18 protein-coding genes and 1 tRNA gene are annotated in these 25465 nt (G+C 72.8%); 11 read left to right on the top strand and 8 right to left on the bottom strand.

Features of this window, described 5'->3' with window-relative positions; genetic code table 11:
* Window positions 1-615: 615 nt before the first annotated feature.
* The 3 genes from AB0I42_RS28050 to AB0I42_RS28060 all read right to left on the bottom strand — a co-directional run bounded on the left by AB0I42_RS28050 (window position 616) and on the right by AB0I42_RS28060 (window position 4056).
* Window positions 616-695, bottom strand: a tRNA-Arg gene (locus AB0I42_RS28050).
* A complete protein-coding gene (locus AB0I42_RS28055; protein ID WP_357541766.1) occupies window positions 658-1974 on the bottom strand; it encodes a glycosyltransferase family 4 protein in 1317 nt (438 codons plus the stop codon). The genes AB0I42_RS28050 and AB0I42_RS28055 overlap by 38 nt, the downstream gene beginning before the upstream one ends.
* Before the next feature lie 147 nt (window positions 1975-2121).
* Entirely contained in the window at window positions 2122-4056 is a 1935-nt protein-coding gene (locus AB0I42_RS28060; RefSeq protein WP_357541768.1) for an amylo-alpha-1,6-glucosidase, read from the bottom strand.
* A gap of 63 nt (window positions 4057-4119) precedes the next feature.
* Here AB0I42_RS28060 and AB0I42_RS28065 point away from each other — a divergent pair, with 63 nt between their 5' ends.
* The gene (locus AB0I42_RS28065) at window positions 4120-6951 is read left to right on the top strand and encodes a glucosidase (RefSeq protein WP_357541881.1); all 2832 of its coding nucleotides are present in this window, start codon (window positions 4120-4122) and stop codon (window positions 6949-6951) included.
* The gene (locus AB0I42_RS28070; RefSeq protein ID WP_357541771.1) at window positions 6948-7454 is read left to right on the top strand and encodes a DinB family protein; all 507 of its coding nucleotides are present in this window, start codon (window positions 6948-6950) and stop codon (window positions 7452-7454) included. The genes AB0I42_RS28065 and AB0I42_RS28070 overlap by 4 nt, the downstream gene beginning before the upstream one ends.
* On the opposite strand, the gene AB0I42_RS28075 is transcribed toward AB0I42_RS28070, so the two are convergent.
* Entirely contained in the window at window positions 7444-8325 is an 882-nt protein-coding gene (locus AB0I42_RS28075) for a LysR family transcriptional regulator (RefSeq protein WP_357541773.1), read from the bottom strand. The two genes, AB0I42_RS28070 and AB0I42_RS28075, sit on opposite strands and share 11 nt — an antisense overlap.
* 82 nt (window positions 8326-8407) lie before the next feature.
* Here AB0I42_RS28075 and AB0I42_RS28080 point away from each other — a divergent pair, with 82 nt between their 5' ends.
* The gene (locus AB0I42_RS28080) at window positions 8408-9382 is read left to right on the top strand and encodes an FAD-dependent oxidoreductase (RefSeq protein WP_357541774.1); all 975 of its coding nucleotides are present in this window, start codon (window positions 8408-8410) and stop codon (window positions 9380-9382) included.
* Here AB0I42_RS28080 and AB0I42_RS28085 read toward each other — a convergent pair.
* The 3 genes from AB0I42_RS28085 to AB0I42_RS28095 all read right to left on the bottom strand — a co-directional run bounded on the left by AB0I42_RS28085 (window position 9357) and on the right by AB0I42_RS28095 (window position 12958).
* Entirely contained in the window at window positions 9357-10064 is a 708-nt protein-coding gene (locus AB0I42_RS28085) for a VOC family protein (protein WP_357541776.1), read from the bottom strand. The two genes, AB0I42_RS28080 and AB0I42_RS28085, sit on opposite strands and share 26 nt — an antisense overlap.
* 123 nt (window positions 10065-10187) lie before the next feature.
* Window positions 10188-12197: an EAL domain-containing protein gene (locus tag AB0I42_RS28090; protein WP_357541778.1), complete on the bottom strand. Its 2010-nt coding sequence runs from the start codon at window positions 12195-12197 to the stop codon at window positions 10188-10190.
* A 182-nt stretch (window positions 12198-12379) separates the two neighbouring features.
* Entirely contained in the window at window positions 12380-12958 is a 579-nt protein-coding gene (locus tag AB0I42_RS28095) for a DsbA family protein (protein ID WP_357541780.1), read from the bottom strand.
* Between the two features lie 312 nt (window positions 12959-13270).
* On the opposite strand from AB0I42_RS28095, the gene AB0I42_RS28100 reads away from it, so the two are divergent.
* The 5 genes from AB0I42_RS28100 to wrbA all read left to right on the top strand — a co-directional run bounded on the left by AB0I42_RS28100 (window position 13271) and on the right by wrbA (window position 18283).
* On the top strand, window positions 13271-14509 hold the full coding sequence (locus tag AB0I42_RS28100; protein ID WP_357541883.1) for an ABC transporter substrate-binding protein: 1239 nt from the start codon (window positions 13271-13273) through the stop codon (window positions 14507-14509).
* Window positions 14506-15462 (top strand): sugar ABC transporter permease, encoded by a 957-nt coding sequence (locus AB0I42_RS28105; protein ID WP_357541782.1) that lies wholly within the window; start codon window positions 14506-14508, stop codon window positions 15460-15462. Before AB0I42_RS28100 ends, AB0I42_RS28105 begins: the two co-directional genes overlap by 4 nt.
* Window positions 15462-16301 (top strand): carbohydrate ABC transporter permease, encoded by an 840-nt coding sequence (locus tag AB0I42_RS28110; protein ID WP_357541784.1) that lies wholly within the window; start codon window positions 15462-15464, stop codon window positions 16299-16301. Before AB0I42_RS28105 ends, AB0I42_RS28110 begins: the two co-directional genes overlap by 1 nt.
* Before the next feature lie 6 nt (window positions 16302-16307).
* The gene (gene ugpC, locus AB0I42_RS28115; protein ID WP_357541786.1) at window positions 16308-17519 is read left to right on the top strand and encodes a sn-glycerol-3-phosphate ABC transporter ATP-binding protein UgpC; all 1212 of its coding nucleotides are present in this window, start codon (window positions 16308-16310) and stop codon (window positions 17517-17519) included.
* Between the two features lie 149 nt (window positions 17520-17668).
* Window positions 17669-18283 (top strand): NAD(P)H:quinone oxidoreductase, encoded by a 615-nt coding sequence (gene wrbA / locus AB0I42_RS28120; protein ID WP_357541789.1) that lies wholly within the window; start codon window positions 17669-17671, stop codon window positions 18281-18283.
* A 245-nt stretch (window positions 18284-18528) separates the two neighbouring features.
* On the opposite strand, the gene AB0I42_RS28125 is transcribed toward wrbA, so the two are convergent.
* Window positions 18529-20448 carry an anthranilate synthase family protein gene (locus AB0I42_RS28125; protein WP_357541791.1) on the bottom strand — a complete coding sequence of 640 codons (1920 nt, stop codon included), beginning with the start codon at window positions 20446-20448 and terminating at the stop codon, window positions 18529-18531.
* Window positions 20449-20726: 278 nt separating this feature from the next.
* On the opposite strand from AB0I42_RS28125, the gene AB0I42_RS28130 reads away from it, so the two are divergent.
* The 3 genes from AB0I42_RS28130 (at window position 20727) to AB0I42_RS28140 (ending at window position 25452) form a co-directional block, all read left to right on the top strand.
* Window positions 20727-22139 carry an FGGY family carbohydrate kinase gene (locus AB0I42_RS28130; RefSeq protein ID WP_357541793.1) on the top strand — a complete coding sequence of 471 codons (1413 nt, stop codon included), beginning with the start codon at window positions 20727-20729 and terminating at the stop codon, window positions 22137-22139.
* Between the two features lie 98 nt (window positions 22140-22237).
* A complete protein-coding gene (locus AB0I42_RS28135; protein ID WP_357541795.1) occupies window positions 22238-25033 on the top strand; it encodes a nitrate- and nitrite sensing domain-containing protein in 2796 nt (931 codons plus the stop codon).
* A gap of 5 nt (window positions 25034-25038) precedes the next feature.
* Complete coding sequence (locus AB0I42_RS28140; RefSeq protein ID WP_357541885.1) at window positions 25039-25452, top strand: roadblock/LC7 domain-containing protein; 414 nt, start codon at window positions 25039-25041, stop codon at window positions 25450-25452.
* Window positions 25453-25465 lie beyond the last annotated feature (13 nt).

Raw genomic sequence — 25465 nt, forward strand, 5'->3', positions numbered from 1 at the left:
GCCCGACGCCGCTGCGACGTCCTGTTCGCCATGCTCCGCGACAAAGCCCTCTACCAACCCCGCCCCGCCGCTTGACGAACCCCATAGGGACACCCCCCCGCAAACCCTCGACGGCGACACCCTCGTACACACCGACGTCACCCCGTACAACTTCCTCATCGACCGGCACACCCACGTCGTCGACTGGTCCATGCCCTGCCGCGGCGCCGCCTGGATCGACACCGTCCTGATGACCGTCCGCCTCATCCGCGCCGGCCACACCCCCACCCAGGCCGAAGCATGGGCCCAACAGATCCCGCCTGGACTGCCGCCCCACCCCACGCCGTCACCGCGTTCGCCCAAGCCGTCGCCGACCGCAACGACGAACTCGCCCGCCAGGCCCCCGCCCCACACCGCCAGCCACTCGCCGACGCCGCACGTACCTGGGCGGACCACCGCCTCGGCAAACCACACCCCAGAAACACGGGGCAGCCATCCGCGAACATAACCGGCACCGCGTCACTATCCGGACGCACGAATCAGCCGAGCACCACCGGAGCGCCACAGATCCACAAGGGACGAAACAACGAAGGCGCCCGACCCACGTTTCCGCAGGTCAGACGCCTTTCGATCTTGTGCGCCCGAAGGGACTCGAACCCCTAACCTTCTGATCCGTAGTCAGAGGGTCAAGAGGTTGCCTTCCGGGACGACCACGCGGGGGCGGCCCCCGGCGAGTTGGGCGGCCGCCTGGCGGGCGGCGAACGAGGCGTTGTCGCGTTCGGCCGACGCGTACGCCGCAGCGGTGCGGGCGGCGATGGTCGCCCAGCCGTACCGTTCGCTGACCATCGACCGGGCCTGGCGCGCGACCCTTCGGGCAAACGCGGCGTCGCCGAGCAGGCTGTCGACGGCGCCGGCCAGGGCGCCGGGGTCGCTGTGCGGGAAGGTGACGCCGGTGACGCCGGGTTCGACGATCTCGGCGAGTCCGCCGGTGGCGGCGACGGCGAGCGGGGCGCCGGCCGCGGCGGCCTCCAGGGCGATCATGCCGAAGGGCTCGTAGAGGCTCGGGATCACGGTGGCGTCGGTGGCGGCGAGGACGGCCGGCAGTTGGGTCTCGTTCATGAAGCCGGCGAAGCTGATGGTGTCGTCGAGGCCGAGACGGCGGGTCTCGTCCTGCAGTTCGGGCCGGTACGGCCCGTCGCCGGCGATCACGACGCGCAGGCCGGGGTGCCGGTCGGCGAGTTCGGGTACGGCGCTGACCAGGTGCTGGACGCCCTTCTCGTAGACGAGGCGGCCGGCGAAGCCGAGCAGCGGGCCGTCGCCGGCGAACCGGGCGCGGGCGGCGGCGACGGCGCGGGGCCGGGGCCGCCAGGCGCGGTCGTCGACGCCGTTGGGGATGACCTCGACCCGGCTGGCGGGCATCTCCAGCAGGCGGGTCACCTCCCACTTCATGTATTCGGAGCAGACCAGGACCCGGCCGGCCTCGTGGCCGAGCCACCACTCGACGGAGTGGATGCACCTGTTCATCTCGTCGGGCAGCCAGCCCTGGTGGCGGCCGGCCTCGGTGGCGTGGATGGTGGCGACCAGCGGCAGGTCGAGGTGTTCCTTGAGGGTGACGGCGGTGTGGGTGACGAGCCAGTCGTGGGCGTGGATGACGTCGTATTCGCCGGACTCGGCGGCGCGCAGCGCGGCCCGGGTCAGGGTGTGGTTGAACGCCATGGTCCAGGCCAGCAGGGACGGGGTGGCGAGCGGGAACAGCGGCGGGTCCTCGGGGGCGCGGACGATGCGTACGCCGTCGGCGTACTCCTCGAGCGGGGCGCCGGCGGCGTGCCGGGTGACGACGGTGACCTCGTGGCCGGCGGCGGCCAGGGCGACCGACAGCGCGTGTACGTGCCGGCCGAGGCCGCCGACCACCACCGGCGGGTATTCCCAGGACAGCATCAGCACCCGCTGCCGCCGCGGACTTCTGATGTCGAACACTTCGGCGTTTGTTGACATTGGCCCCGCCCCCTCGGCATCGTCCCGGCGCATGCGCGACCAGACACCTGTGCGGGTGTCAGCGCATCGTCTGGGTTGTGGCCCATCGTGCCGGGAACCAGATAACCAGCGAAGACACGGCCGTTGCAGGTGTGTAACGGCAAACGGTCAAAACCGTCGGGCGCGCCTGAACTCCGCAACCGACCAGGCCTGGAAGGGGCAGCCGGTGGCGGCGTGCGGGGCTTGCCCGTCCGCGGTCTCACTGACAGACCCTAGGCCAAATTCGGGCAAATGAGACTCGATTCCGATCAACGACTCGCCGATTTCCAGCCTGGCCCGGTGCAGCGCCTCGGCGTACGGGCCGATCAGCCACGGCCAGACGGTGCCCTGGTGGTAGGCGCCGTCCCGGTCGGCCGGGCCGCCGCGGTGCTGTCCGGCGTAGTCGGGCGAGCCCGGGGCCAGGCTGCGCAGGCCGAGCGGGGTGAGCAGGGCCGCGCCGACGGCCTGGAGCATCCGCCGGTCCGGTGCCAGCGGCGCGTGCGGCAGCGACCAGGCCAGTAGCTGGTTGGGGCGCAGGTGGTCGTCGTCGTGGTGCGGCGCCCCGCCGAGCGGGTAGGTCGGCGCGGGGCCGTCGACGACGTCGTGCAGCCAGCCGGACGACGACGGGAAGCGCCGGCGGAACGACTCGACGGCCCGGGCGTGGGCGACCGGTACCGGTCCGGCGTCGGTGCCGGCCAGTTCGGCGAGGGCGGCCACCGTCGCCAGCCCGTTGATCCACAGCGCGTTGACCTCGACCGGCTTGCCGGCGCGTGGCGTCACGGGTACGCCGTACACGCGGGCGTCCATCCAGGTCAGCGCCTCACCGGGGGCGCCCTGGGTGAGCAGGCCGTCGGTCGGGTCGACGCGGATGCCGTAGCGGGTGCCGGTCAGGTGGGTGTCGACGACGGTGCGTAGCGCCGGCAGTAGTTCGGCGGCCAGGTCGGGGTCGCGGGCCACCTCGACGTGCCGGCCGACGGCGTGCAGGAACCACAGTGTGGCGTCGGCGGTGTTGTACTCGATCCGGCCGGTGTCGGCGGTGTTGGCGAGCATCCCCTCGGAGAGCCGGTCGGCGTACGCCCGCAGCAGCTCGCGTCCCTCGTCGGCGCGTCCGGTGGTGAGGAAGAGCCCCTCGTACGCGGTCATGGTGTCGCGGGACCAGGCGCCGAACCAGGGGTAGCCGGCGACGACGTCCGGGCCGGCGGCGGTGGTGACCACGAACGCGTCGGCGGCCAGCGCGAGGGTCGCGTCGACGTTGTCGGCGGGTTTCGCGGCGGCGACGACCGACCGGTTGCGCCGGCGGGCGGCGGCGACCACCTCGACCGCCGGCGGCGGCTCGTCGGCGAGGTCGTCGGCCCAGGCCAGCACCTGCACCGTGTCGCCGGGGCGCTCGAGGGTGGCGGCGAAGCGGCCGGCGTACCAGAGGTCCTCGTTCGGGTTGAGGCCGCGCGCCGCCTCGGCGCGGTGGTGGGCGCCGTGCCACCACTGGCCCTCGGGCTCCCAGTCCGGGCCGGCGAGCCGGAACGCGCTCTCCACGATGGCGCCGCCGGCGACCGGCTCGACGTGCGGGGCGGGTCCGTCGGCGCGGCGTTCGCCGTGCGCGTCGCGCCAGGTGCAGACCGCGGCGAGGCTGAGGTGGACCGGGCCGCCGGTGACCAGCCGGTGCACGACGGCGACGCAGGATCGGCCGTACGTCATCGCGATCTCGCGTTCGATGACCACGTCGCCGATCCGCCAGCGCCAGCGGGGCAGCCCGTCGACCAGGTCGAAGCGTTCGAGCAGTTCGTAGCCGCGCGGGTCGATGTCGCCGGAGGCCCACTCGTGGGCGCCGAGGCGTACGTGGGCGCCCGACGGGAACACCACGGCCGGGTCGAGGCCGACCAGGCCGACCCGGCGGTTGGCGCCGGTGTCGTCGGCGACGACCAGCAGCCCGTGGTAGCGGCGGGTGCGTAGCCCGCTGACGGTGCCCATGGCGTAGCCGCCGCGGCCGTCGGGAACCAGCCACTCGCGGGCGGTGCCGGCCTCCGGGTGACCGCACACCTGCGGACCGAAACTGATCGGTATCAATGCTTCTCCTGGGGAGGGCTACGGGGAGCACCGACGGTGAGGCTGTAACACGCCGCGGTGACAATCACCAGTGTGGTCAAGTCTGCGGGCAAGATCGAGGATATGGCGGTGATCGACGACGTGCCGGCCCCCGGGGACCAGAACGTACGCGACGAGGAGGAGGAACTCAGGCGGATCGGATCGGCCGAGCGCCGGCGCCTGCGGGAGGCGGATTCCGGCGAACGGGCCTGGCGGTCGTGGGGGCCGTACCTGTCGGAGCGGGCGTGGGGAACGGTGCGCGAGGACTACAGCGAGCACGGTACGGCCTGGGACTACTTCCCGCATGATCATGCGCGGTCACGGGCGTACCGGTGGAACGAGGACGGCATGGCCGGGGTCTGCGACGACCGGCAGACGTTCTGTTTCGCGCTGGCGCTGTGGAACGGCCGCGACCCGATCCTGAAGGAGCGGATGTTCGGCCTCGGCGGCGACGGCGGCAACCACGGCGAGGACGCCAAGGACTACTGGTGGTACGAGGACTCCACGCCCACCCACTCGTGGATGCGGTGGCGCTACCACTACCCGCAGGCCGCGTTCCCGTACGACGACCTGGTCGCGGTCAACGCCCGGCGCGGTCGCGACGAGTCGGAGTACGAGCTGGTCGACACCGGCGTCTTCAACGACGACCGGTACTGGGCGGTGACCGTCGAGTACGCCAAGGAGTCGCCGACCGACATGTGCCTGCTGGTCACCGTCGCCAACCACGGTGCCGAGGCGGCCCGGCTGCACGTGCTGCCCACGCTGTGGTTCCGCAACACGTGGTCGTGGCGGCTGCCCGGCAGCGACCGGGTGCCGCGCCTGGTCGGCGAGGACAACCGGCTGGTCGGCGAGCACTGGGTGCTCGGCCAGATCGTGCTGGAGGGCGACGGCGAGCCGGTGTCGCTGCTGTGCGACAACGAGAGCAACGCCGACCGGCTGTGGGGGCTGCCGAGCCAGACCCGGTATCCCAAGGACGGGATCAACGACCACGTGGTGTCCGGGGCGGCGACGGTCAACCCGGAGCGTACGGGCACCAAGGGGGCGCTGCACTACGTGCTCGACGTACCCGGCGGGGGACAGGCCCGGATCCGGTTGCGGCTGCGGCTGACCGCGCCGCCGCCGGCCGGGGGAGCGGCGCCGCGACTGGACCTCGGTGCCGGCTTCGACCGTACGATGATCGCCCGGTCGGCGGAGGCCGACGCCTTCTACGCCCGGGTCATCCCGGCCCGCGCCTCGCGGGCCGAGGCGGTGGTGGCCCGGCAGGCGCTCGCCGGGGTGCTGTGGGGCAAGCAGTTCTACCATTTCGACGTGCACCGCTGGCTGGTCGGCGATCCCGGGTCGACGGCACCGGAGGGCCGCCGCCACGGCCGCAACCACGCCTGGTGGCACATGAACAGCTTCGACGTCATCTCGATGCCGGACACCTGGGAGTATCCGTGGTACGCCGCCTGGGACCTGGCGTTCCACTGCGTCACCATCGCCCGCGTCGACCCGGGCTTCGCCAAGCAGCAGTTGCTGCTGCTGTTACGCGAGTGGTACATGCACCCCAACGGGCAGGTCCCGGCGTACGAGTGGGCGTTCGGTGACGTCAACCCGCCGGTGCACGCCTGGGCGGCGCTGAAGGTCTTCGAGATCGACGGCGGGTGGGACCACGACTTCCTGGCCCGGGTGATGCACAAGCTTCTGATCAACTTCACCTGGTGGGTCAACCGCAAGGACGCCGACGGCCGCAACCTGTTCGAGGGCGGCTTCCTCGGCCTGGACAACGTCGGCCCGTTCGACCGGTCGGCGGCGCTGCCGGTCGCCGGGGTCCTGGAGCAGTCCGACGCCACCGGCTGGATGGGCATGTACGCGCTCAACCTGCTCGACATCGCGTCGATTCTGGCCCGGCACGACCCGGCGTACACCGACATCGCGACGAAGTTCTTCGAGCACTTCGCGTACATCGCCGAGGCCGCCGCCGAGCAGGGGCTGTGGGACGAGGAGGACGGCTTCTTCTACGACGTGCTGCGGCTGTCGGACGGCGACCGGGTGCCGTTGAAGGTCCGCTCGGTCGTCGGGCTGCTGCCGCTGGCCGCCGCCACGACGCTGACCTCGGCGACGCTGGCCCGGATGCCGGAACTCGCCGCCCGGCTGCGCTGGTTCCTGACCAACAAGCCGGAGTACGCCGACGTGATCGGTGCCCGCCGGCTGGCCGGCGGTGGCCGGCAGCAGCGCCTGCTGTCGATGGTCGGCCCGGACCGGCTCGGCAAGCTGCTGGCCCGGATGCTCGACGAGGACGAGTTCCTGTCGCCGTACGGGCTGCGGACGCTGTCCCGGCAGCATCTCGCCGAGCCGTTCACGGTGTCGCTGGGCGGGCAGGACTTCACCGTCGGCTACGAGCCGGCGGAGTCGACCAGCGGCCTGTTCGGCGGCAACTCCAACTGGCGGGGCCCGATCTGGATGCCGACGAACTTCCTGCTGATCTGCGCGCTGCGCGACTACGCGGATTTCTTCGGCGACGACCTGCTGGTGGAGCATCCGACCCGGTCGGGGCGCAAACGGACGCTGACCGAGGTCGCCGACGACCTCTCCGAGCGGCTGATCGCGATGTTCGTCCCCGACGAAGCCGGCCGGCGCCCGATGTACGGGGCGACCGAACTGTTCCAGACCCACCCCGGATGGCGGGATCTGATCGCCTTCCCGGAGTACTTCCACGGCGACAACGGCGCGGGACTGGGCGCCTGGCACCAGACCGGCTGGACGGCGCTGGTCGCCGACCTGATCCTGACCGTACGGGCCGGTGACCGGCCGCCGGCGGGTCCCCGGCCGCCGGCGCCGCGTGCCGGGCCCGGGCACAGGGATGGGAGCCGCCCGGCGGGGAACTCCGCCGGGTGACCACCAAGTGCGGCAAGTGCGGGTACGGCTACCACGAGGTGAAGAGCCCCGAGCTGGCCAACCGGATCCGCGCCTTCGGGCCGCTGTTCCGCGGCGTGCTGGTCGGCGTCGACCCGCGGATCGTGCACCGGCGGCCGTCGCCGGACGAATACTCGGCGATCGAGAACGTCCTGCACGTCGCCGACGTCATGCGCCAGCAGCACAACCGGATCTGGCTGATGCTGGTCCACGACGAGCCCGAGGTGGTGCCGGTGCCCCGCGACGATTCGCTGGTCAACGCCGCCTACCAGAACTTCGACCTGGAAACGGCGCTCGACGGGCTGACCGAGGCGTCGTCGGCGCTGGCCGACGCGATCGAGGACCTGCGCGACGAGGAGTGGTCGTACACGGCGGTGCTGCACTTCCCGTACCGCAGTGTCCGCAACATCGACTGGGTGGTCCGCGACGCGATCCACGAGGGGGTGCACCACCTGGTCGACACGCGGCGGTCGCTCACCCCGTGACGGGGTCGACGGCGACCAGGTCCAGCAGCCGGCGGACCACCGGTGGCACGGCGCGGGCCGGGTGGGCCAGCGCGATGTCGACGGTCGGCACGGGTGCGGTGAAGCGGCGCAGCCGTACGCCGGGCACCCGTAGGGCACGGGCCCGGCCGGCGGGCACCGCGGCGACGACCGAGCCGCCGGCGACGGCGCGCAGCAGCTGCTCGTCGTCGGGCTCATGGCGGACCAGGTTGAAGCCGCCACGCGGCCAGACCTGGGCGATGGTGCGGTCGAACATGCCGGGGCCGTTCTCCCGGGGCCACATCACGGCGGGCTCGCCGACCAGCGGCTCGCGGGGGATGCGGCGCCGGGCCGCCAGCGGATGGCCGGCGGGTACGGCGAGCAGCAGTTCCTCGGTGTCGACGTGCACGCAGCGCAGGCCGGGCTCATCGACCGGCGGGCGGACGAAGGCGACGTCGAACCGGCCGCCGAGCAGCCCCTCGACGTTCGGCGCGGTCCAGCCGGTCTCGGCGACGACCTCCACGTGCGGGTTCTCGGCGCGGAAGCGGGCCATCAGGGCGTCGACCCGGCCGCCGCGCGCCGACCGGGTGTAGGCCAGCCGGAGGCGCTCGGTGCCGCGTACGGCGGCCCGGATGCGGGCCTGCGCGGCGTCGGCGGCGGCGAGCAGGGTGGCCGCCTCGGCGGCGACGACGCGGCCGACCGGGGTGAGGCCGGTGGTGCCGGTGCGTTCGATCAGCACGGCCCCGACCTCGCGTTCGAGGGCGCGGATCTGCTGGCTCAGCGCCGGCTGGGCGATCCGCAGCCGTTTCGCGGCGCGGGTGAAGTGCAGTTCCTCGGCGAGCACCGCGAAGTAGCGCAGCCGGCGCAGATCCATGTCCGTCATCATAAGCTGTGCTTATCGGCTGGTAGCCGGGTCGTCTTGGACAGCACGGGGTGCGGCGCGGTTGCCTTGACGCATGACTGACGTGGTGATCGTCGGAGCGGGTGTGGTCGGGCTGACCAGCGCGCTGCGACTGCAACAGGCCGGCGCGCGGGTGCTCGTGCTGACCGCGGACGAGCCGGCGGACACGGTGTCGCGGGTGGCGGCCGCAGTCTGGTACCCGACCCACACCGACGGCAGCGCCCGCATGCTCGAACGGGCCCACCGGACCTTCGACGAGTACGCCGACCAGGCGGCGCGGGGCGTACCCGGGGTGGTCATGCGCCCCACCCGGATGCTGCTGCGGGCACCCGCGCCGGCCGACCCGTGGTGGTCGCCGGCCACCCGCGACTTCACCGTCGACCGGGACGTGCCGGCGCCGTACACGGGGCGGTGGCGGTTCACCGTGCCGGGCGTCGAGATGGGGCCGTACCTGGAATGGCTCGCCGAACGGCTGGTCGCCGGCGGCGGGCGGCTGGTGCGACGCCGGCTCGCCCGGCTCGCCCGGCTCGCCGACGTCGCCGACCTCGCCCCGGTCGTGGTCAACGCGTCCGGGCTCGGGGCCCGCACCCTCGCCGCCGACCCGGCGGTGCACCCGGCGCGCGGCCGGATCGTGGTGGTCGCCAACCCCGGGCTGCACGTGTCGGTACGCGACGAGGACGACCCGGCCGGGATCACGTACGTCCACCCGCGCAGCCGGGACGTCGTGCTCGGCGGCACGTTCGAGCCGGACGTGTACGACACCGGCCCCGACGAGGCGGCCAGTGCCGCGATCGTGGCCCGGTGCACCGCCCTGGTACCCGAACTCGCCGGGGCCCCGGTGCTCGCCCGGCTCGCCGGGCTACGGCCGGCCCGGCACGGCGGGCCGCGGGTGGAAGCCGACCCGGTGGGGCTGCCCGGCGGGGTCCGGCTGGTGCACAACTACGGGCACGGTGGGGCCGGGATGACGCTGGCCTGGGGCTGCGCCGACGAGGTGGTGTCGCTGGTCAGCGGGCCGGGCGCAGCAGCGTGAAGACCGCGCCGGTCGGGTCGACCAGCGTGCTCAGCCGCCCGGTCGGGGTGTCCCGGGGCGGTACGACGACGACGGCGCCGAGATCGGCGGCGACGGTGACGGTGTCGTCGACGTCGACACAGCCGAAGTAGACCATCCAGCCGGCCGGGACCGTGGCGGCGAGTTCCGGCGGCAGGGTGAGCCGGCCGGCGACCGGCCGGCCGCCGGCGGTGAACAGCACGAAGCCGTCGTCGGGTGCCCCGTCGGGACGCACCGGCGACAGGCCGAGCGCGGCCCGGTAGAAGTCGTCGGCCGCCGCCGGGGCGGTGGTCATGTATTCGAACCAGGAGGGCCGGCCGGGGCCGGGTGGCGGCGGGGTGTGCCCGGTGGTCACGGCGAAGGTGGCGCCGGCCGGGTCGGCGGCCCGCAGCATCCCGGCCGGGTCCGTCCCGTACACCCGGCCACCGGCGGCGACGATGCCGGCCCGGGTGGCGGTCGGGTCGGCGGTGCCGAACACCGTCGACCATCCGGAGTGGAAGGTGCGGGTGGGGCGTACCGTCGCCACGGTGACCCCGTCGACGGTGGCGACGACGGCGTCACCGGAGCCGTCGACCGACCAGCCGAGCAGCCGGGAGTAGAACGCAGCCGCGGACGACACGGCGGTGGTGGAGAGGTCGACGGCGACCGGAAACGTCACGAGCACGGTGCCACCTCGCTCCGCTCGGCGGCACCGTGTCTGAGACTGAGCCGGATGGTTCGCTCGCGAAGCTCGCTCACGCGATCCTCCACACAGGTCGAAGGACGCCGGGATCGGCGCCAGAAAACCTTATGGGACCCCGGTTGCCGCGTCGAGGGGTATGGTGCGCCGCATCAGGTCGTCGAGGCGCTGCGGCCGGCCGAGGTGGAAGCCCTGCCCCCGGTCGACGCCGAGCATCTTGAGCACACCGACCAGTTCCGGCCGGTCGATGTGCTCGGCGACGGTGTACATGCCCAGCCCGTGGGCGGCCCGTACGACGGCGTCGACGAGGATCGGGTCGGGGCCGCCGTGGTCGGCATGCCGGACGAACTCACCGGCGATCTTCACGGTGGTGAACGGCAGGTGCTTGAGGTAGACGAAGGAACCGTATCCGGCACCGAAGTCGTCGAGGCTGAACCCGCAGCCGGCGGACGTGATCGTCGAGGCGAGCCGGCGGGCGTCGTGCAGGTTGGCGATCGCGGTCGTCTCGGTGATCTCCAGGCCGAGCCGGGTCGCCGGCACCCCGGCCGACCGCAGGGCGTGGACCACCCAGTCGCCGAACGACGGGTCCTCCAGCGAACGGCTGGAGATGTTGACGTCGAAGCGCAGGGCCACGCCGGCGGCGGTGGCCCGGGCCAGGGCCCGGATCGCCGTCTCGACCACCCAGCGGTCCAGCTCGCAGACCATGTCGCCGCGTTCGAGGGCGGGCAGGAAGTCGGCGGGTTCGAGTTCGGGCAGGTGGCCGTCGCGGACCCGGACCAGCAGTTCGTAGCTGTGCACCCCGAGGTCGGACAGGTCGATGATCGGCTGGGCGTCGAGTTCGAGCCGGCCGGTGTCCAGGGCCCGGCGGACCCGGGAGACCACACCGACCCGCTGGGCGGCCTGCCGGTGCTGCTCCGGGGCGAACAGCCGGGCGCGGTTGCGGCCCTCGTCCTTGGCCTGGTAGAGCGCCAGGTCGGCGTGGGCGAGGAGCAGGTCGTGGTCGTCGCCGGGCTCGAACGGGGCGGCACCTATCGACAGGGTCACCCGCAGCGGCTCGCCGCGTACGGCGAACGGGGTCCGGGCGACCAGGTCGCACAGCCGGCCCGCCACCGCCATCGCCGCGGCCGGGTCGTAGCCGTCGAGCAGGACGGCGAACTCGTCGCCGCCGAGCCGGCCGACGACGGCACCGGCCGGTAGGTGGCTGGTCAGCAGCCGGGCCAGCAGCCGCATGACCTCGTCGCCGACGCCGTGCCCACGTAGGTCGTTGATGTCCTTGAAGTTGTCGACGTCGATGAGCAGCAGGGTGCCGCCGGCCCGGCCCTGGGCGGCCGCGCCGCTGATCGCCGCGGTCAGCGCCCGCCGGTTCGGCAGCCCGGTCAGCGGGTCGTGGTCGGCGAGATAGGTCAGCTCGTCCTGCACCCGCTGGACCTCGGTGACGTCGTGCGCGGTGCCGAGGACCCGGGCCGGCGCCCCGCCGGCGTCGGTGAAGACCTCGCCGTAGCACTCGAACACGCGCAGCGTCCGCCCGTCGGCCAGGTACATGCGGTGCGTGTAGCTGAACGGTGCCGGGCGCTCCAGCGCCGCCGCCAGGGTCGACTCGATCATCGTGACGTCGTCGGGGTAGAGCATCGCCCGGTAGGCCGGGTAGTCGAGGGTGGAGCCGGCCGGCAGGCCGAACATCGACAGCAGGGTCGGTGACCAGATGACGTCGTTGGTCGCCAGGTCCCACTCCCACGTGCCGACCTTCGACAGCTCCTCGATGTGCTTCAGCCGCCACTCGTAGTTGTCGGCCCGGGCCCGGTCGGCGCGGGCCGCGGTGACGTCGGCGACCTCGTAGAGCAGTTCGGGGCCGACGTCGTCGCGTCGCGGCAGTTGTCGGCAGGTCACCCGCAGGTAGTGGGGCTTGCCGTCGGGGACCGGGCAGGGCAGCTCCCGGGACGGGCCGTCGGGGGTCACCGTGGCCAGCGGCAGGGTACGCAGGTCGGTGCCGATCGCCTGGCCGAGCCGGACGGCCGCCTCGTTGCACCAGTCGACCGCGCCGTCGGTGGTCGTCAGGAGGGCGCTGCCCATCACCTGGAGCACCGCGTCCGGAACACCCGGCGGCAGTGCTGCTGGCACGGTGCCTCCCCTGGATCGGTGACGGGGCGGGGCCGGCGACCGGGGGCACGGTCGGGGGCCACGGAGTGACCGAGTGTACAACCGGCTCGGCAACCGGCCGGCGGGCGAACCGCCCCCGCCGGCCGGTCCCCGCCGTACCGGGCCGGCGCCACCGGCCACACCGGCCGGCGGCGCCGGGTGGGTTACGGGCGGCCCCGCTTGACCTCGAAGAACGTCGGCGTACGCAGCAGCGGCTCGACGGCGTCCCAGATCGCCAGCGCCTCGGCCTTGTCGGTCACCTCGCCCACGATCGGGCCGTGCACACCGCGCGTGACCCCGTCGACGGTCAGCACGGGGGAGCCGATGTCGGGGCCGGCGGCCTCCCACGCCGTGGTGTGCGAGCGCCGTACGGCCTCGTCCCACGACGCGTCGTCGAGCGCGTCGGCGGCGTCGGCGACACCGGCGGCCTCGGCGGCGGCGCGCACCGAGGCGTCGGTGAGCGGGTTCATCGACTCGAAGGTGTGGGTGCCGAGTGCGGTGTAGAAGCGGCCGGCGTCGTCGTTGCGGCCGGCGGCCTGCAACGCCTCGACCAGCCGCAGCGCCTTGGTGGAGGCCGCCATCATCTCGCGGAACTCGTCCGGCGGCGGTTCGTCGTTGAGCAGGGCGAGGCTGAACGGCCGCCAGCGGATGGCCAGATCACGCTCGGGGGCGACGCTGAGAAGCCAGCGCGAGGTGCGCCACGTCCAGGGGCAGGCCGGGTCGAAGTGGAACGTCACATCCATGCCCGAAAGTCTAGATCCGGAACGGCGCCGGGGAGGGGTGTAGCCGTCGGTCGGGCGACAGGATAACGGTCCCCGGTCGGGTTCGCCTGCTGGCCGCAGGTTTGCCGGCGGGCCGGGTAGGGCAGTGAGCGGTCACGCCCATCGCGTCACCGCCGACGCGCCTCGACGCGCCGCGGTCCACGCGACGGGCCTGATCAGCTGGCCTGCCGGGACCGCATTCGGCGGGTCAGTCGCCGAGGGAGGGGCGGAATGGGCAGACGCGCAGAGCGGAACACCGGGGGACGTGCCGGCCCCCGACGACGTGGCCGCCGGATGGTGGCCGTCGCGGCGGCGCTGGGGGTGCTGCTGCCGCTGGCCGCGTGCGGCGGCGGCGACGGCGGTGTGCCGACCATAAACCTGTACTACCCACCGGAGCAGAACCTGCAGACGGTGATCGACAACTGCAACGAGCAGGCGCAGGGACGCTACCGGATCGAGTACCGGGTGCTGCCCCGTGGCGCCGACGACCAGCGGGTCCAGATGGTGCGCCGGCTCGCCGCCGGGGACCGGGGGATGGACGTGCTGGGGCTGGACGTGACCTGGACCCAGGAGTTCGCCAGCGCCGACTGGATCCTGCCGTGGACCGGCGACGCGCGGGCCGAGGTCGAGCGGGGCACGCTCGCCGGGCCGCTGGAGTCGGCCCGCTACGAGGACGAGTTGTTCGCGGCGCCGAAGAACACCAACGTGCAGCTGCTGTGGTACCGCACCGACCTGGTCGAGCAGCCGCCGGAGACCTGGGACGACATGATCGCGCAGGCGCAGCGGCTCAAGGAGCAGGGGCAGCCGTACCAGGTGCTCACCATGGGCGCCCAGTACGAGGGGCTGGTCGCCTTCTACAACACGCTGGTCGCCAGCGCCGGTGGGCAGATCCTCAACGAGGACGGCACCGAGGCGGTCTTCGACGAGGGCGCGGTGCGCGCCCTGGAGGTGCTCCAGCGGTTCGCGACCGCCGGGGTGACCAGCGCGTCGTTCACCAACGCGCTGGAGGACGACGTACGGCTGGCGTTCCAGTCCGGCAACGGCGCCTTCCAGCTCAACTGGCCGTTCGTCTACCCGGCGTTGCAGGAGGGGGCGCCGGAACTGGCGGACAAGGTCGGCTGGGCCCGCTACCCGGGCGTCGACGCCGGCCAGCCGAGCCGGGTCACGATCGGTGGCGTCAACCTGGCGGTCAGCCGCTACTCCGATCACCCCGACGAGGCGTTCGAGGCCGCGCTGTGCATCCGCAACGCCGAGAACCAGAAGTTCTCCGCGATCAACGACGGCGTGCCGCCGACGATCGAGAGCATCTACGCCGACCCGGAGATGACCGAGGCGTACCCGATGAAGGACGAGATTCTCGCCGAGTTGCGGGACGGCGCCACCCGGCCGCTGACGCCGGCGTACCAGAACGTGTCGACGGTGCTGTCCGTGACGCTGTCCCCGCCGTCGGCGATCCGGCCGCAGGAGACCGCGGACCAGCTGCGCCGGTCGGTGCAGGACGCGCTGGAATCCAAGGGGGTGCTGCCGGGATGAGCCACCGAGCCGAAACGACCACCGAAGGAGGGCTCGCCGACCGTAAGGCGGGCCGGCGGGTCAAGGCGCCGCTGAGCGAGGGCAAGAAGGCCGAGCGCCGGCTGGGGTGGCTGCTGTGCGCCCCGGCCGCGCTGGTGATGGTCGCCGTGACGGCGTACCCGATCTTCTACTCGGTCTGGCTGTCGTTGCAGCGGTTCGACCTGAAGTTTCCCGACCAGCGCGAGTTCATCGGGCTGGAGAACTACGTGACGGTGCTGACCAACGAGTTCTGGTGGACCGCGTTCGGGGTCACCATGCTCATCACGGTCGTCACCGTCGCGGTCGAGCTGGTGCTCGGCATGGGGCTGGCGATCATCATGCACCGTACGATCGTCGGCCGCGGCCTGGTGCGGACCTCGGCCCTGATCCCGTACGGGATCGTGACGGTCGTGGCCGCGTTCTCCTGGCGGTACGCGTGGACGCCGGACACCGGCTACCTGGCGAACCTGTTCAGTGACGGGGCGCCGCTGACCGAGCGGGCCAGCGCGCTGGGCATCATCATGCTGGCCGAGATCTGGAAGACCACGCCGTTCATGGCCCTGCTGCTGATGGCCGGGCTGGCGCTGGTCCCCGAAGACCTGCTCAAGGCGGCGTCGATGGACGGGGCCAGCGGGTGGCAGCGGTTCACCAAGGTGATGCTGCCGGTGATGAAGCCGGCGATCCTGGTCGCGCTGCTCTTCCGGACCCTGGACGCGTTCCGGGTCTTCGACAACATCTACGTGCTGACCGCCGGGGCCAACCAGACCTCGTCGGTGTCGATGCTCGCCTACAACAACCTGATGAAGGGGCTCAACCTCGGCATCGGGTCGACGATGTCGGTGTTGATCTTCCTGACCGTGGCGGTCATCGCCTTCATCTTCGTGAAGCTGTTCGGCACCGCTGCCCCGGGCAGCTCCGACGAGGGGAGGCGCTGATGGCCGCGCTGGACACCACCCCGGCCAAGAAGTGGCGGTGGGGCCTGCTGGACGCGGTCGTCGTGGTCTTCGCGCTGACGCCGGTGCTGTGGATCGCGTCGCTGTCGTTCAAGACGCCGGGCACCCTGACCGACGGCAACTTCATCCCGCGGGAATGGACGCTGGAGAACTACCGCACGATCTTCCAGACCGACCAGTTCATCCGGGCGCTGATCAACTCGATCGGCATCGCGATGATCTCGACGGTGATCGCGGTGGTGCTCGGCATGCTGGCCGCGTACGCCATCGCCCGGCTGGACTTCCCCGGCAAGGGGCTGCTGGTCGGGGTGTCGCTGCTGATCGCGATGTTCCCGCAGGTGTCGCTGGTGTCGCCGCTGTTCGACATCGAGCGCCGGCTCGGGCTGTTCGACACCTGGCCGGGCCTGATCCTGCCGTACATCACGTTCGCGCTGCCGCTGGCGATCTACACGCTGTCGGCGTTCTTCAAGCAGATCCCGTGGGACCTGGAGAAGGCGGCGAAGATGGACGGCGCCACCCAGGGGCAGGCGTTCCGGCGGGTGATCGCGCCGCTGGCCGCGCCGGGCGTGTTCACCACCGCGATCCTGGTCTTCATCTTCTGCTGGAACGACTTCCTGTTCGCGATCTCGCTGACCTCGACCGAGCGGTCCCGTACGGTCCCGGTCGCGCTGTCGTTCTTCACCGGCGAGTCGCAGTTCGAGGACCCGACCGGGGCGATCTCCGCGGCCGCCGTGGTGATCACCGTACCGATCATTCTGTTCGTGCTGTTCTTCCAGCGTCGCATCGTCTCGGGCCTGACGTCCGGCGCGGTCAAGGGGTGAGTTTTCGTGGCTGACATCGTGCTGGACCAGGTGAGCAAGAAGTATCCGGACGGGACGGTCGCGGTCCGCGACGTCGACCTGACGATCGCCGACGGCGAGTTCGTCATCCTGGTCGGCCCGTCCGGGTGCGGCAAGTCGACCACCCTGAACATGATCGCCGGGCTGGAGGACATCAGCTCCGGGGAACTGCGCATCGGTGGTGAGCGGGTCAACGACAAGGCGCCCCGCGACCGGGACATCGCGATGGTGTTCCAGTCGTACGCGCTGTACCCGAACATGACCGTGCGGGAGAACATGGCGTTCCCGCTCAAGCTGGCCAAGCTCGACAAGGCGACCATCGACGAGAAGGTCACCGAGGCGGCCAAGGTGCTGGAGCTGACCGCGCTGCTCGACCGCAAGCCGGCGAACCTCTCCGGCGGCCAGCGCCAGCGGGTGGCGATGGGGCGGGCGATCGTCCGCAGCCCGAAGGCGTTCCTGATGGACGAGCCGCTGTCCAACCTCGACGCGAAACTGCGGGTGCAGATGCGGACCGTGGTGTCCCGGCTGCAGAAGCGGCTCGGCACCACGACGGTGTACGTCACCCACGACCAGACCGAGGCGATGACGCTCGGCGACCGTGTGGTGATCATGCGGGCCGGCGCGGTGCAGCAGGTCGGTGAACCGCAGAACCTCTACGACCACCCGGCCAACCTGTTCGTCGCCGGGTTCATCGGCTCGCCGTCGATGAACTTCCTCATCGCGACCGCCGAGGACGGCAAGCTGCGGACCTCGCTCGGCGACCTGCCGATCGGCGACCGGGTACGCCGCCAGCTCGAGGGCGGCGACGCCGGCCGGGAACTGATCGTCGGCATCCGGCCCGAGCACTTCGAGGACGCGGCCCTGGTCGACGCCGCGCACCGGGACCGGGGGATGGAGTTCGAGGCACCGGTCGACCTCGTCGAGTCGATGGGGTCCGACAAGTACGTCTACCTCTCGGTCGAGGGCGAGCGGGCCAGTTCCGCCGAACTGGAGGAGCTGGCCGCCGACATCGGCGCCTCGGACCTGCCCGGGGGCGGCGGCTCCAACCTGGTGACCCGGCTGTCGGCCGAGTCCGACGTACGCGAGGGCGAGAACCGGCGGATCTGGCTCAACCTGGAGAAGATCCACCTGTTCGACCCGTCCGACGGGCGCAACCTGACGCTGCACGAGGGCCGGTCCGGCGGGGTGACCGCCGCCTGAGCGGTTCGTACGGGGCCACCGCGGGATCCCGCGGTGGCCCCGTACGTGTACGTGCCGGGGCTTACGTGTACGTGCCGGGGGTTTGGTTGCCGACCGGACGGGTAGCGACACCAGACACGGTGCCGGACGGTTGAGGGAGTGGTTTCGGGATGGACGGCCAGGTCAAGGTCGCGGTTATCTACTACAGCGCCACGGGGACCACGTTCCAGATGGCCCGGGCGGCGGTCGCCGCGGCCGAGAAGGCCGGTGCCGAGGCCCGGCTGCGCAAGGTGCGCGAGCTGGCACCCGAGGAGGCGATCCGGTCCAACGCCGGGTGGCACGCCCACCACCTGGAGACCCAGGACGTCGACGTCGCCGAACTCGACGACCTGGAGTGGGCCGACGTGGTCATCTTCGGCACCCCGACCCGGTACGGGGTGATGGCGGCCCAGCTCAAGCAGTTCATCGACGGCAGCGGTCCGCTGTGGTCGCGCGGCGCGTTGGTGAACAAGGTCTTCGCCGGCTTCTGCTCGACCGCGACCGCGCACGGCGGGCAGGAGGCCACCCTGTTGTCACTGTTCACGGTGATCTACCACTGGGGCGGGATCGTGGTCACCCCCGGCTACGTCGAACCGAGCCAGTTCGTCTCCGGCAACCCGTACGGCGGCTCGCACACCAGCAACAACGGCGAGGTCCCGCCGGACGAGCAGGCGCTGGGCGCCACGGCGCTGACCGCGCGACGGGCGGTCGAGGTCGCCACGGCGTTCAAGCGCGGCCTCGCCTGACGCCGCTCAAGCGCGGCCTCGCCTGACGGACGCTCAGGCGAGGCCGTGCCTGACGGCGACTCCAAGATCCTCGTGATCAGGGGCGGGGGCCGGCGCCTCGCCGGCGACCCGCGCGACTTACTCCCTGATCACGCGGGTCTTGGGTGGTGGGCGGAACCGGTGGCCCGGGCGGGGGCTCTCGTACCCACCCGGACCACCGGCCTGATGTTCCGCTACCCGTCATGCGACGGAGTATTCCTCCGTGATCAGACCGTTGCCGGCGGCAGCGCCCCGGCAGGGGCGAGCAGGTGGCCGACCAGGTCGGTGAGGACCGGCAGGCCGTCCGGGCTGAGCACCGACTCGGGATGGAACTGCACCCCGGCGAAGGCCGGACCACGTACGGCGTGCACGCAGCCGTCGGCCGGGTCGCGGGCGACGTCGACCGGCCCGTACGCCGAGGCGAGGGCATCCGAGTCGGCCACGGCGGTGAACGTCGAGTAGAAGCCGACGGTACGGGTGGCACCGAAGAGTTCGACCCGACGCTGCAGGCCCTGGTAGGGGGCGTCGCGGCGGTGCAGGCGCAGCCCGAGCAGCCCGCACAGCACCTGGTGGCCGAGGCAGACGGCGAGCAGCGGCCGGCGCCGGTCCAGCAGGCCGGCGACCAGCTGCCGCATCGCGGCCATCTTCGGGTCGGCGGCGTCCGTCGGGTCGCCGGGACCCGGCCCGGCCACCACCAGGTCGAAGCCCTCCGCCGGGTCGGTGCCGACGGCCTGCCGCCACGGCCGTACCTCGACGGACATCCCGAGGGCCCGCAACTGGTGGGACAGCATGCCGGTGAACGTGTCCTCGGCGTCGACGACGAGCACCCGCCGGCCGGCCAGCGCGGGCACCACCGACATACCGTCGCGTTGCTCCAGCCAGAACCGGGCCAGCCGGTCGTTGCGGGCGGCGAGCGCGGCGCGTACCTCGGGGTGGTCGGCCAGGCGGGCGGTGCCGGTGCCGGCGGCGGGCCCGGCCGCGGCGGGCCGCAGGCCGAGCGCCGCCAGCACCCCGGCCGCCTTCGCGTACGTCTCGGCGACCTCGCCGGCCGCCGTCGAGTGCCGGACCAGGGTGGCGCCGACCGGCACCCTCAGCCGCCCGGTGGGGGAGATCTCGGCGGTACGGATCAGGATCGGCGCGTCCAGCGTCTGCCGGCCGGCGTCGTCGTGGCCGAGCAGGGCCAGCACCCCGGCGTAGTAGCCGCGACCGCGCCGCTCGTGCCGGGCGATGACCCGGCACGCGTTCTCCATCGGGCTGCCGGTGACCGTCGGGGCGAACATCGTCTCGCGCAGCACCTCGCGTACGTCGAGCGAGCCCCGTCCGGCCAGCAGGTATTCGGTGTGGGTGAGGTGCGACATCTCCTTCAGGTACGGCCCGACGACCTGCCCGCCGTGCTCGGCGACGGTCGCCATCATCTTCAACTCCTCGTCGAGAACCATGTACAGCTCGTCGATCTCCTTGGGGTCGGCGAGGAAACGCAGCAGCGCGGCGTGGTCGGCCGGCCCGTCCGGATGCCGGAAGGTGCCGCTGATCGGGTTCATCATCGCCAGCCCGTCCTCGACGCTGACGTGCCGTTCCGGGGTGGCGCCGACCAGGGTGCGGTCGCCGGTGTGCACCAGGAACGTCCAGTACGCGCCGCGTTCGCCGGTCAGCAGCCGGCGCAACGCGGCCAGGGCGGCGGTCAGCGGCGGGTCGAGCAGGTCGGCGTGGAAGGCGCGGTGGACGACGAAGTTGGCGCCCTCGCCACGGCCGATCTCGTCGCGCAGCACCCGGTCGACGGTGCGCGCGTACGTCTCGTCGTCGACGTCGAAGCCGCCCGGCCCGGTGCGCACCGGCGTGTCGGGCAGCGCGGCCAGTGCCGCCTCCAGCGGACTGGTGGCGTACCCGGTGACGGTCAGGCAGGTGAGCGGGGTGCCGTCGTCGACGCAGGCGAACCCGCGCTCGGCGATCTGCCGGTACGGCACGAGGGCCAGGGTGCGCGGCCCGGGTGCGCCGGCCGGCAGCGGGATGTCGGCGAGCCGGTCGACGGCGTGCGCCGGCCCGGTGAAGATCTCCAGTTCGTCGCGGCCCTCGCGGCGGATCAGGGCGAACGGTCCGGGGTCGGCGCCACCGGCGATGGTGGCGAGCAGTTGGTGCAGCAGCGGCATGTCGTTCCTCGGCTGGCCGGGGGCCGTCCCGGGCGAGGCGTCCGCTGGGGGAAGGGTTGCCGGCGGCCGCCTCGGTGGGGCGGCCGCGTGGATGAACTACGCGCGGGTGCGGGCCGCCGGGTCGGCGGGCTGCCAGAACTTGCCCGCCGGATCGGCGGGCTGCCAGGAACTGGCGTGCGCGGGCATGCGGTAACCCTATGCGTCGTACGACCCCGGCGGAAGCGGTCCGCGCGAAGCTGGCGGGTACGGCCGTGCCCGGCCGGGTACCGTGACCGGCGATGAAGGTTCTCGCCCTCGACATGGGCACCTCGTCGGTGCGTGGCATGGTGCTGGACGCCGACGCGGTGCAGTTGCCCGGCGCGCTGGCCCGTCGCAAGGTGCGGGTGTCGATCGACCGCACCGGTGCCGGCACCCTGGACGGCGCCGGCTACCTCGCCTGCCTGGTGGAGTGCCTCGACGAGTTGCACGCCGCCGGCCACCTCGACGGGATCGAGCTGGTGGCGACCGCCGCCCAGTGGCACTCGATCGTGCCGCTGGACGCCGCCGGTGACCCGCTCGGGCCGGTGCTGACCTGGCTGGACACCCGGGCGACCCCGCCGGGGTCGGTGACCGGCCCGGCCGACGAGGCGGCGTTCCACGCGCGTACCGGCGCCTGGTGGCACCGCTTCTACTGGACCGTACGGGTGCCGTGGCTGCGCCGGCACACGTCGGCGCCGCCGGCCCGGTTCGTCGGCCTGGTCGAATACGTCTTCGGGGTGCTGCTCGACGGGGCGCCGATGTCGGTGTCGCAGGCGTCGGGCACCGGGCTGCTCGACCTGCGGGCCATGACCTGGGACTTCGAGGCGTGCGAGCTGGCCGGGGTACGGCCGGGCGAACTGCCGGACCTGGCCCCGACCGGGTGGCGCGGCCGGCTGCGACCGGCGTACGCCGCCCGCTGGCCGGCCCTGGCGGCGGCGCGATGGAAGGCGCCGATCGGCGACGGCGCGGCGTCCAACATCGGCTCGGGCTGCGTCGACGAGAACCGGGCGGCGGTGACGGTGGGCACCTCGGCCGCCGTACGGCTGATGCAGCCGGCGCCGGCCGGGGCGGAGTTGCCGCCGCTGCCGGCGACCCTGTGGCGTTACCGGGTCGACCACGAGCGGATCATCACCGGCACCGCGTACTCGTCGGGCGGCAACCTGTTCGACTGGGCCGAGCGTGAGCTGCGGCTGCCGGCGGGGCCGGCCCTGGACGAGGCGCTGGAGCGGGTGACGCCGGGCCGGTCGATACCGGCCGACATGCGGTTCGGTGGTGACCGGCCGCCGGGAATGGCCGGGGCCGGCTCCGGGGCGCTGGGTGGGCTGGGGTTTGGCAGCACCGCGGTGGACATCCTGGCCGGCCTGATGGACGCGTTGTGCCGGCAGGTCGCGGACGACCTCGTCGACCTGGAGTCCACGGTGGACCGACGGGTGGAGGTGGTGCTCGGCGGCGGTGCCGTGGCGGCCTCCGCCTGGTGGCGGCGGGCGTTCGCGGCGGCGCTGGCCCCCCGCCCGGTGCGGCACGTCACCAACCCGGAGGTGGGTGGCACCGGGGCGGGGATCCTGGCGCTGGGCCGGTTCGGCGACATCGACGCGCATAGCGGCATCGGCCGGACGGATGAGGGCGGCTCGGCGGTGTCGGCAGGACGTGATCGGCCACATTATCCTTCGTGAACGACCCGGATGTCGCGTCGTTGACAGCTTTGGCTGGCCTGGTTGGATGGAGGCCGCCCCTCGGCCGGCCCGGCGCCGGGGACAGTAGGGAGGCGTTGGTGGGCGTCACCAACGGGCCGTCGGACGTCACGGCCCCGCACCAACGACGAAGCCTCTTCGACGAACGGGTTCTGCCGCACCGTCGCCGGTCCCGGCTGCGGCTGCGCGACTGGCGGATGCGTACCAAGCTCGGCGCGGTGCTGATCGTCCCCTCGGTCGCGTTCATCGTGCTCGCCAGCGTGCAGACCGGTTCCCTGGTCAGCCAGGCGACCGTGCTGAACGAGTTCGCCGAGCAGGTCCGGGTCGGGCGGGAGACGACCGCCCTGATCCACGAACTGCAACAGGAGCGCGACCGTACCTTCGGCGAACAGGTGGCCCCGGCGACCAGCTCCGACGGCCGGTACGACCCGACCCAGGCCCGAGTGGCCCTGGCCCCGTTCCACGAGCGGGTGGACGCGGCGGTCGGCGCGTTCCGGGCCGCCGGTGACCCGATGTCGCGCGGCGACGCCGCCTGGCGGGTCTCCTACACCCGGACGGTCGGGCTGCTCGACCAGTTGCCGGCCCTGCGGTCGGCGGCCGTCGGCGGCATCGTGACCGCCCCGACCATCGAGGGCAACTACACCCGAACCATCGACTCCCTGCTGGCGTTGCTGGCCGAGCCGTCGCCCGGCGTCGAACGACCGGAACTTACCGACGCGGTGCTGCGCTACGTGCAGTTGGCGCGGGTCAAGGAGGTCGGGTCGCGGATCCGGGCCCGGCTCTACAGCGCCGGCCGCCTCGACGGCTACGGCGCCGAGGAGCTGGTGACCCTCAGCGACCTGCGGGTGCAGCAGTTGACCGCGATGGCGGAGTTCCGGGTCGTGGCGACCACCGAGCAGCTGGCACGCTACGAGGAGGCGACCCGTGATCCGCGGTTCGTCCACGCCGGGCAGTTGGAGGAGACCTCGCTGCCGTCGGCGGGCGCCGGGCCGCGGGTGATCCCGCCGGCGAGCTGGTGGTCGGCGAGCCAGGACCGGCACGACCTGTTACGTGAGATCGAGACGACCGTGCTCGACGACGCCGTGCAGCAGGCCGACTCGCGCAGCGCCGCGCAGGTGCGCCGTACGGTGATGGTCGCCGCCGGGGTGCTCGCGGTGCTGCTGGTGGCGTTGCTGACCTCGGTCGTCATCGGCCGCTCGATCGCCCGGTCGCTGCGGATGCTGCGGGCGCAGGCGTTGCAGGTGGCGCAGCTCGACCTGCCGGAGACGCTGCGCCAGCTGCGGGAGGTCAACGCCGGCATTCCGGAGATCGAGGTGCCGCCGGCGACGGTTCGGTCGATGGACGAGATCGGTGACGTCGCCGAGGCGTTCGTGGCGGTGCACCGCAGCGCGGTCACCGTCGCGGTCGACCAGGCCACGATGCGGCGTACGTTCAACGCGATGTTCGTCAACCTGGCCCGGCGCAGCCAGGTCCTGGTCGAGCGGCAGCTCGAACTGCTCGACGAGTTGGAGCGCGAGGAGAGCGACCCGGACCAGCTCGAGAACCTGTTCAAGCTCGACCACCTCGCGGCCCGGATGCGGCGTAACGACGAGAGCCTGCTGGTGCTCGCCGGCACCGAGTCGACCCGCCGGTGGAACCGCCCGGTGGCGTTGTCGGCCGTCGTGCTCGCCGCCGTGGCCGAGATCGAGCAGTATCCGCGGGTGCGGCATGACGTCGCCGACGACCTGCACGTCGTCGGGCACGCGGTCGCCGACCTGGTGCACCTGCTGTCCGAGTTGCTGGAGAACGCCACCGCGTTCTCGCCGCCGGACACGGTGGTGCGGGTGACCGGCACCGGATACGGCCCGGAGACGGCCCTGATCGAGATCGTCGACGAGGGCCTGGGGATGAGCCCGACCGGTGTCGCCGACGCCAACAAGCTGCTCGCCGCGCCGCCGGCTGCCGACCTCGCCGCGTCGGAGCGGATGGGGTTGTTCGTGGTCAGCCACCTGGCCGCCCGGCAGGGGGTGCGGGTGCAGTTGCGGGCCGCCGAGCGGGGCGTGGTGGCGACGATCTGGCTGCCCGGTTCGGTGCTGTCGCCGGCGCCGACGGCGCGGGACGCGGCCAACGATCCCGGGCGGGGGGTCGGCGGGTTGCGGCCGTACGCGATCGGGGCCACGGCGGGATTGCCGGCGCTGCGCGCGGCCGGACCCGGCAACGATCGGGGCGCCCCGCCGGCGCCGGCGCCGGCGGGGCGCCGCAAGACGCTGCCGCGCTCGCGGCGGGCGGTACCGACCCGGTCCGAGGATGTGCTGGCCGATGCCAGCGGGGCGCCAGACGCGCCGGAGGGCAGCACCTGGTGGTCGCGGCAGGCCCGGCCGGGTACGGCGGCCGCCGCCCGGTCCGGTGCCGGCCAGCCCGGCACCGGTCAGCCCGCTGCCGTTCGGTCCGCCGCCGGTCGGCCCGGCGCCGGTCAGCCCGCCGGGCCGGCGGCCGGCCGGTCGGCCGTACCGGCCCCGGCCGCACGCTCCGGTGGCGCGGTCGGGGTGGCCCGGGCGGTGGGACAGGCCCCGCTGCGGCCCGCCGGCCCGGCCGGCCCGGGACCTGGCGACGCGGCTGCCGCACCGGTGGCCGGGGCCGACCAGCGGCCGGCACCGGAACCGTTCCGGCCGACCGTGGTCCGCAACGCCAACGGGCTGCCGGTACGGGTGCCGATGGCGCACCTGCCCTCGGAGACCGAGTCGCCCGCGCCCGCCGCGCCGCGGCCGTACACCGACCCGGACCCGGACGCGGCCGGCTCGACGCTCTCCCGGTTCTACGGCGGCGTACGGCGGGCCGAGGCGGAGGAGACCACCGAAATGTCAAAGTTGATCACTAAGGACGAGGAGGGCCAGTGAACACGCTGAGCCAAGATGCACGCGACCTGAGTTGGCTGGTCAGCGGGTTCGCCGAGAAGGTACCCGGGGTCCTGCACGCGGTGGTGGTCTCCTCCGACGGGCTGCTGGTGGCGGTCTCCGACCACCTGCCCCGCGACCACGCCGACAAGCTCGCCGCGGTGACCTCGGGGTTGATGAGCATCACCACGGGCGCGGCGCAGATGTTCGACGGCGACATCGTCAAGCAGACCGTCGTGGAGATGGGGCGGGGCTACTTCCTGGTGATGAACATCCGGGACGGTTCGATCCTGGCGACGCTCGCGTCCGGTGACGCCGACGTCGGGGTGATCGGCTACGAGATGGCCCGGCTGGCCAAGCAGGCCGGCGAGAAGCTCACCCCGGCGCTGCGCGCGGAACTGCAGCAGGCGCTCCCACGCTGAATTGCGGCCGGCG

This window comes from Polymorphospora sp. NPDC050346 (assembly GCF_040655695.1).
Lineage (GTDB): Bacteria > Actinomycetota > Actinomycetes > Mycobacteriales > Micromonosporaceae > Polymorphospora > Polymorphospora lycopeni.

Excerpts from the sequence above, each read along its gene's own strand:
- AB0I42_RS28100 (WP_357541883.1), top strand. The coding sequence starts at position 13,271 with ATGGTGGCCGTCGCGGCGGCGCTGGGGGTGCTGCTGCCGCTGGCCGCG.
- AB0I42_RS28055 (WP_357541766.1), bottom strand. The coding sequence starts at position 1,974 with ATGTCAACAAACGCCGAAGTGTTCGACATCAGAAGTCCGCGGCGGCAG.
- wrbA (WP_357541789.1), top strand. The coding sequence starts at position 17,669 with ATGGACGGCCAGGTCAAGGTCGCGGTTATCTACTACAGCGCCACGGGG.
- AB0I42_RS28110 (WP_357541784.1), top strand. The coding sequence starts at position 15,462 with ATGGCCGCGCTGGACACCACCCCGGCCAAGAAGTGGCGGTGGGGCCTG.
- AB0I42_RS28125 (WP_357541791.1), bottom strand. The coding sequence starts at position 20,448 with ATGCCGCTGCTGCACCAACTGCTCGCCACCATCGCCGGTGGCGCCGAC.
- AB0I42_RS28105 (WP_357541782.1), top strand. The coding sequence starts at position 14,506 with ATGAGCCACCGAGCCGAAACGACCACCGAAGGAGGGCTCGCCGACCGT.
- AB0I42_RS28095 (WP_357541780.1), bottom strand. The coding sequence starts at position 12,958 with ATGGATGTGACGTTCCACTTCGACCCGGCCTGCCCCTGGACGTGGCGC.
- AB0I42_RS28075 (WP_357541773.1), bottom strand. The coding sequence starts at position 8,325 with ATGGATCTGCGCCGGCTGCGCTACTTCGCGGTGCTCGCCGAGGAACTG.
- AB0I42_RS28130 (WP_357541793.1), top strand. The coding sequence starts at position 20,727 with ATGAAGGTTCTCGCCCTCGACATGGGCACCTCGTCGGTGCGTGGCATG.
- AB0I42_RS28080 (WP_357541774.1), top strand. The coding sequence starts at position 8,408 with ATGACTGACGTGGTGATCGTCGGAGCGGGTGTGGTCGGGCTGACCAGC.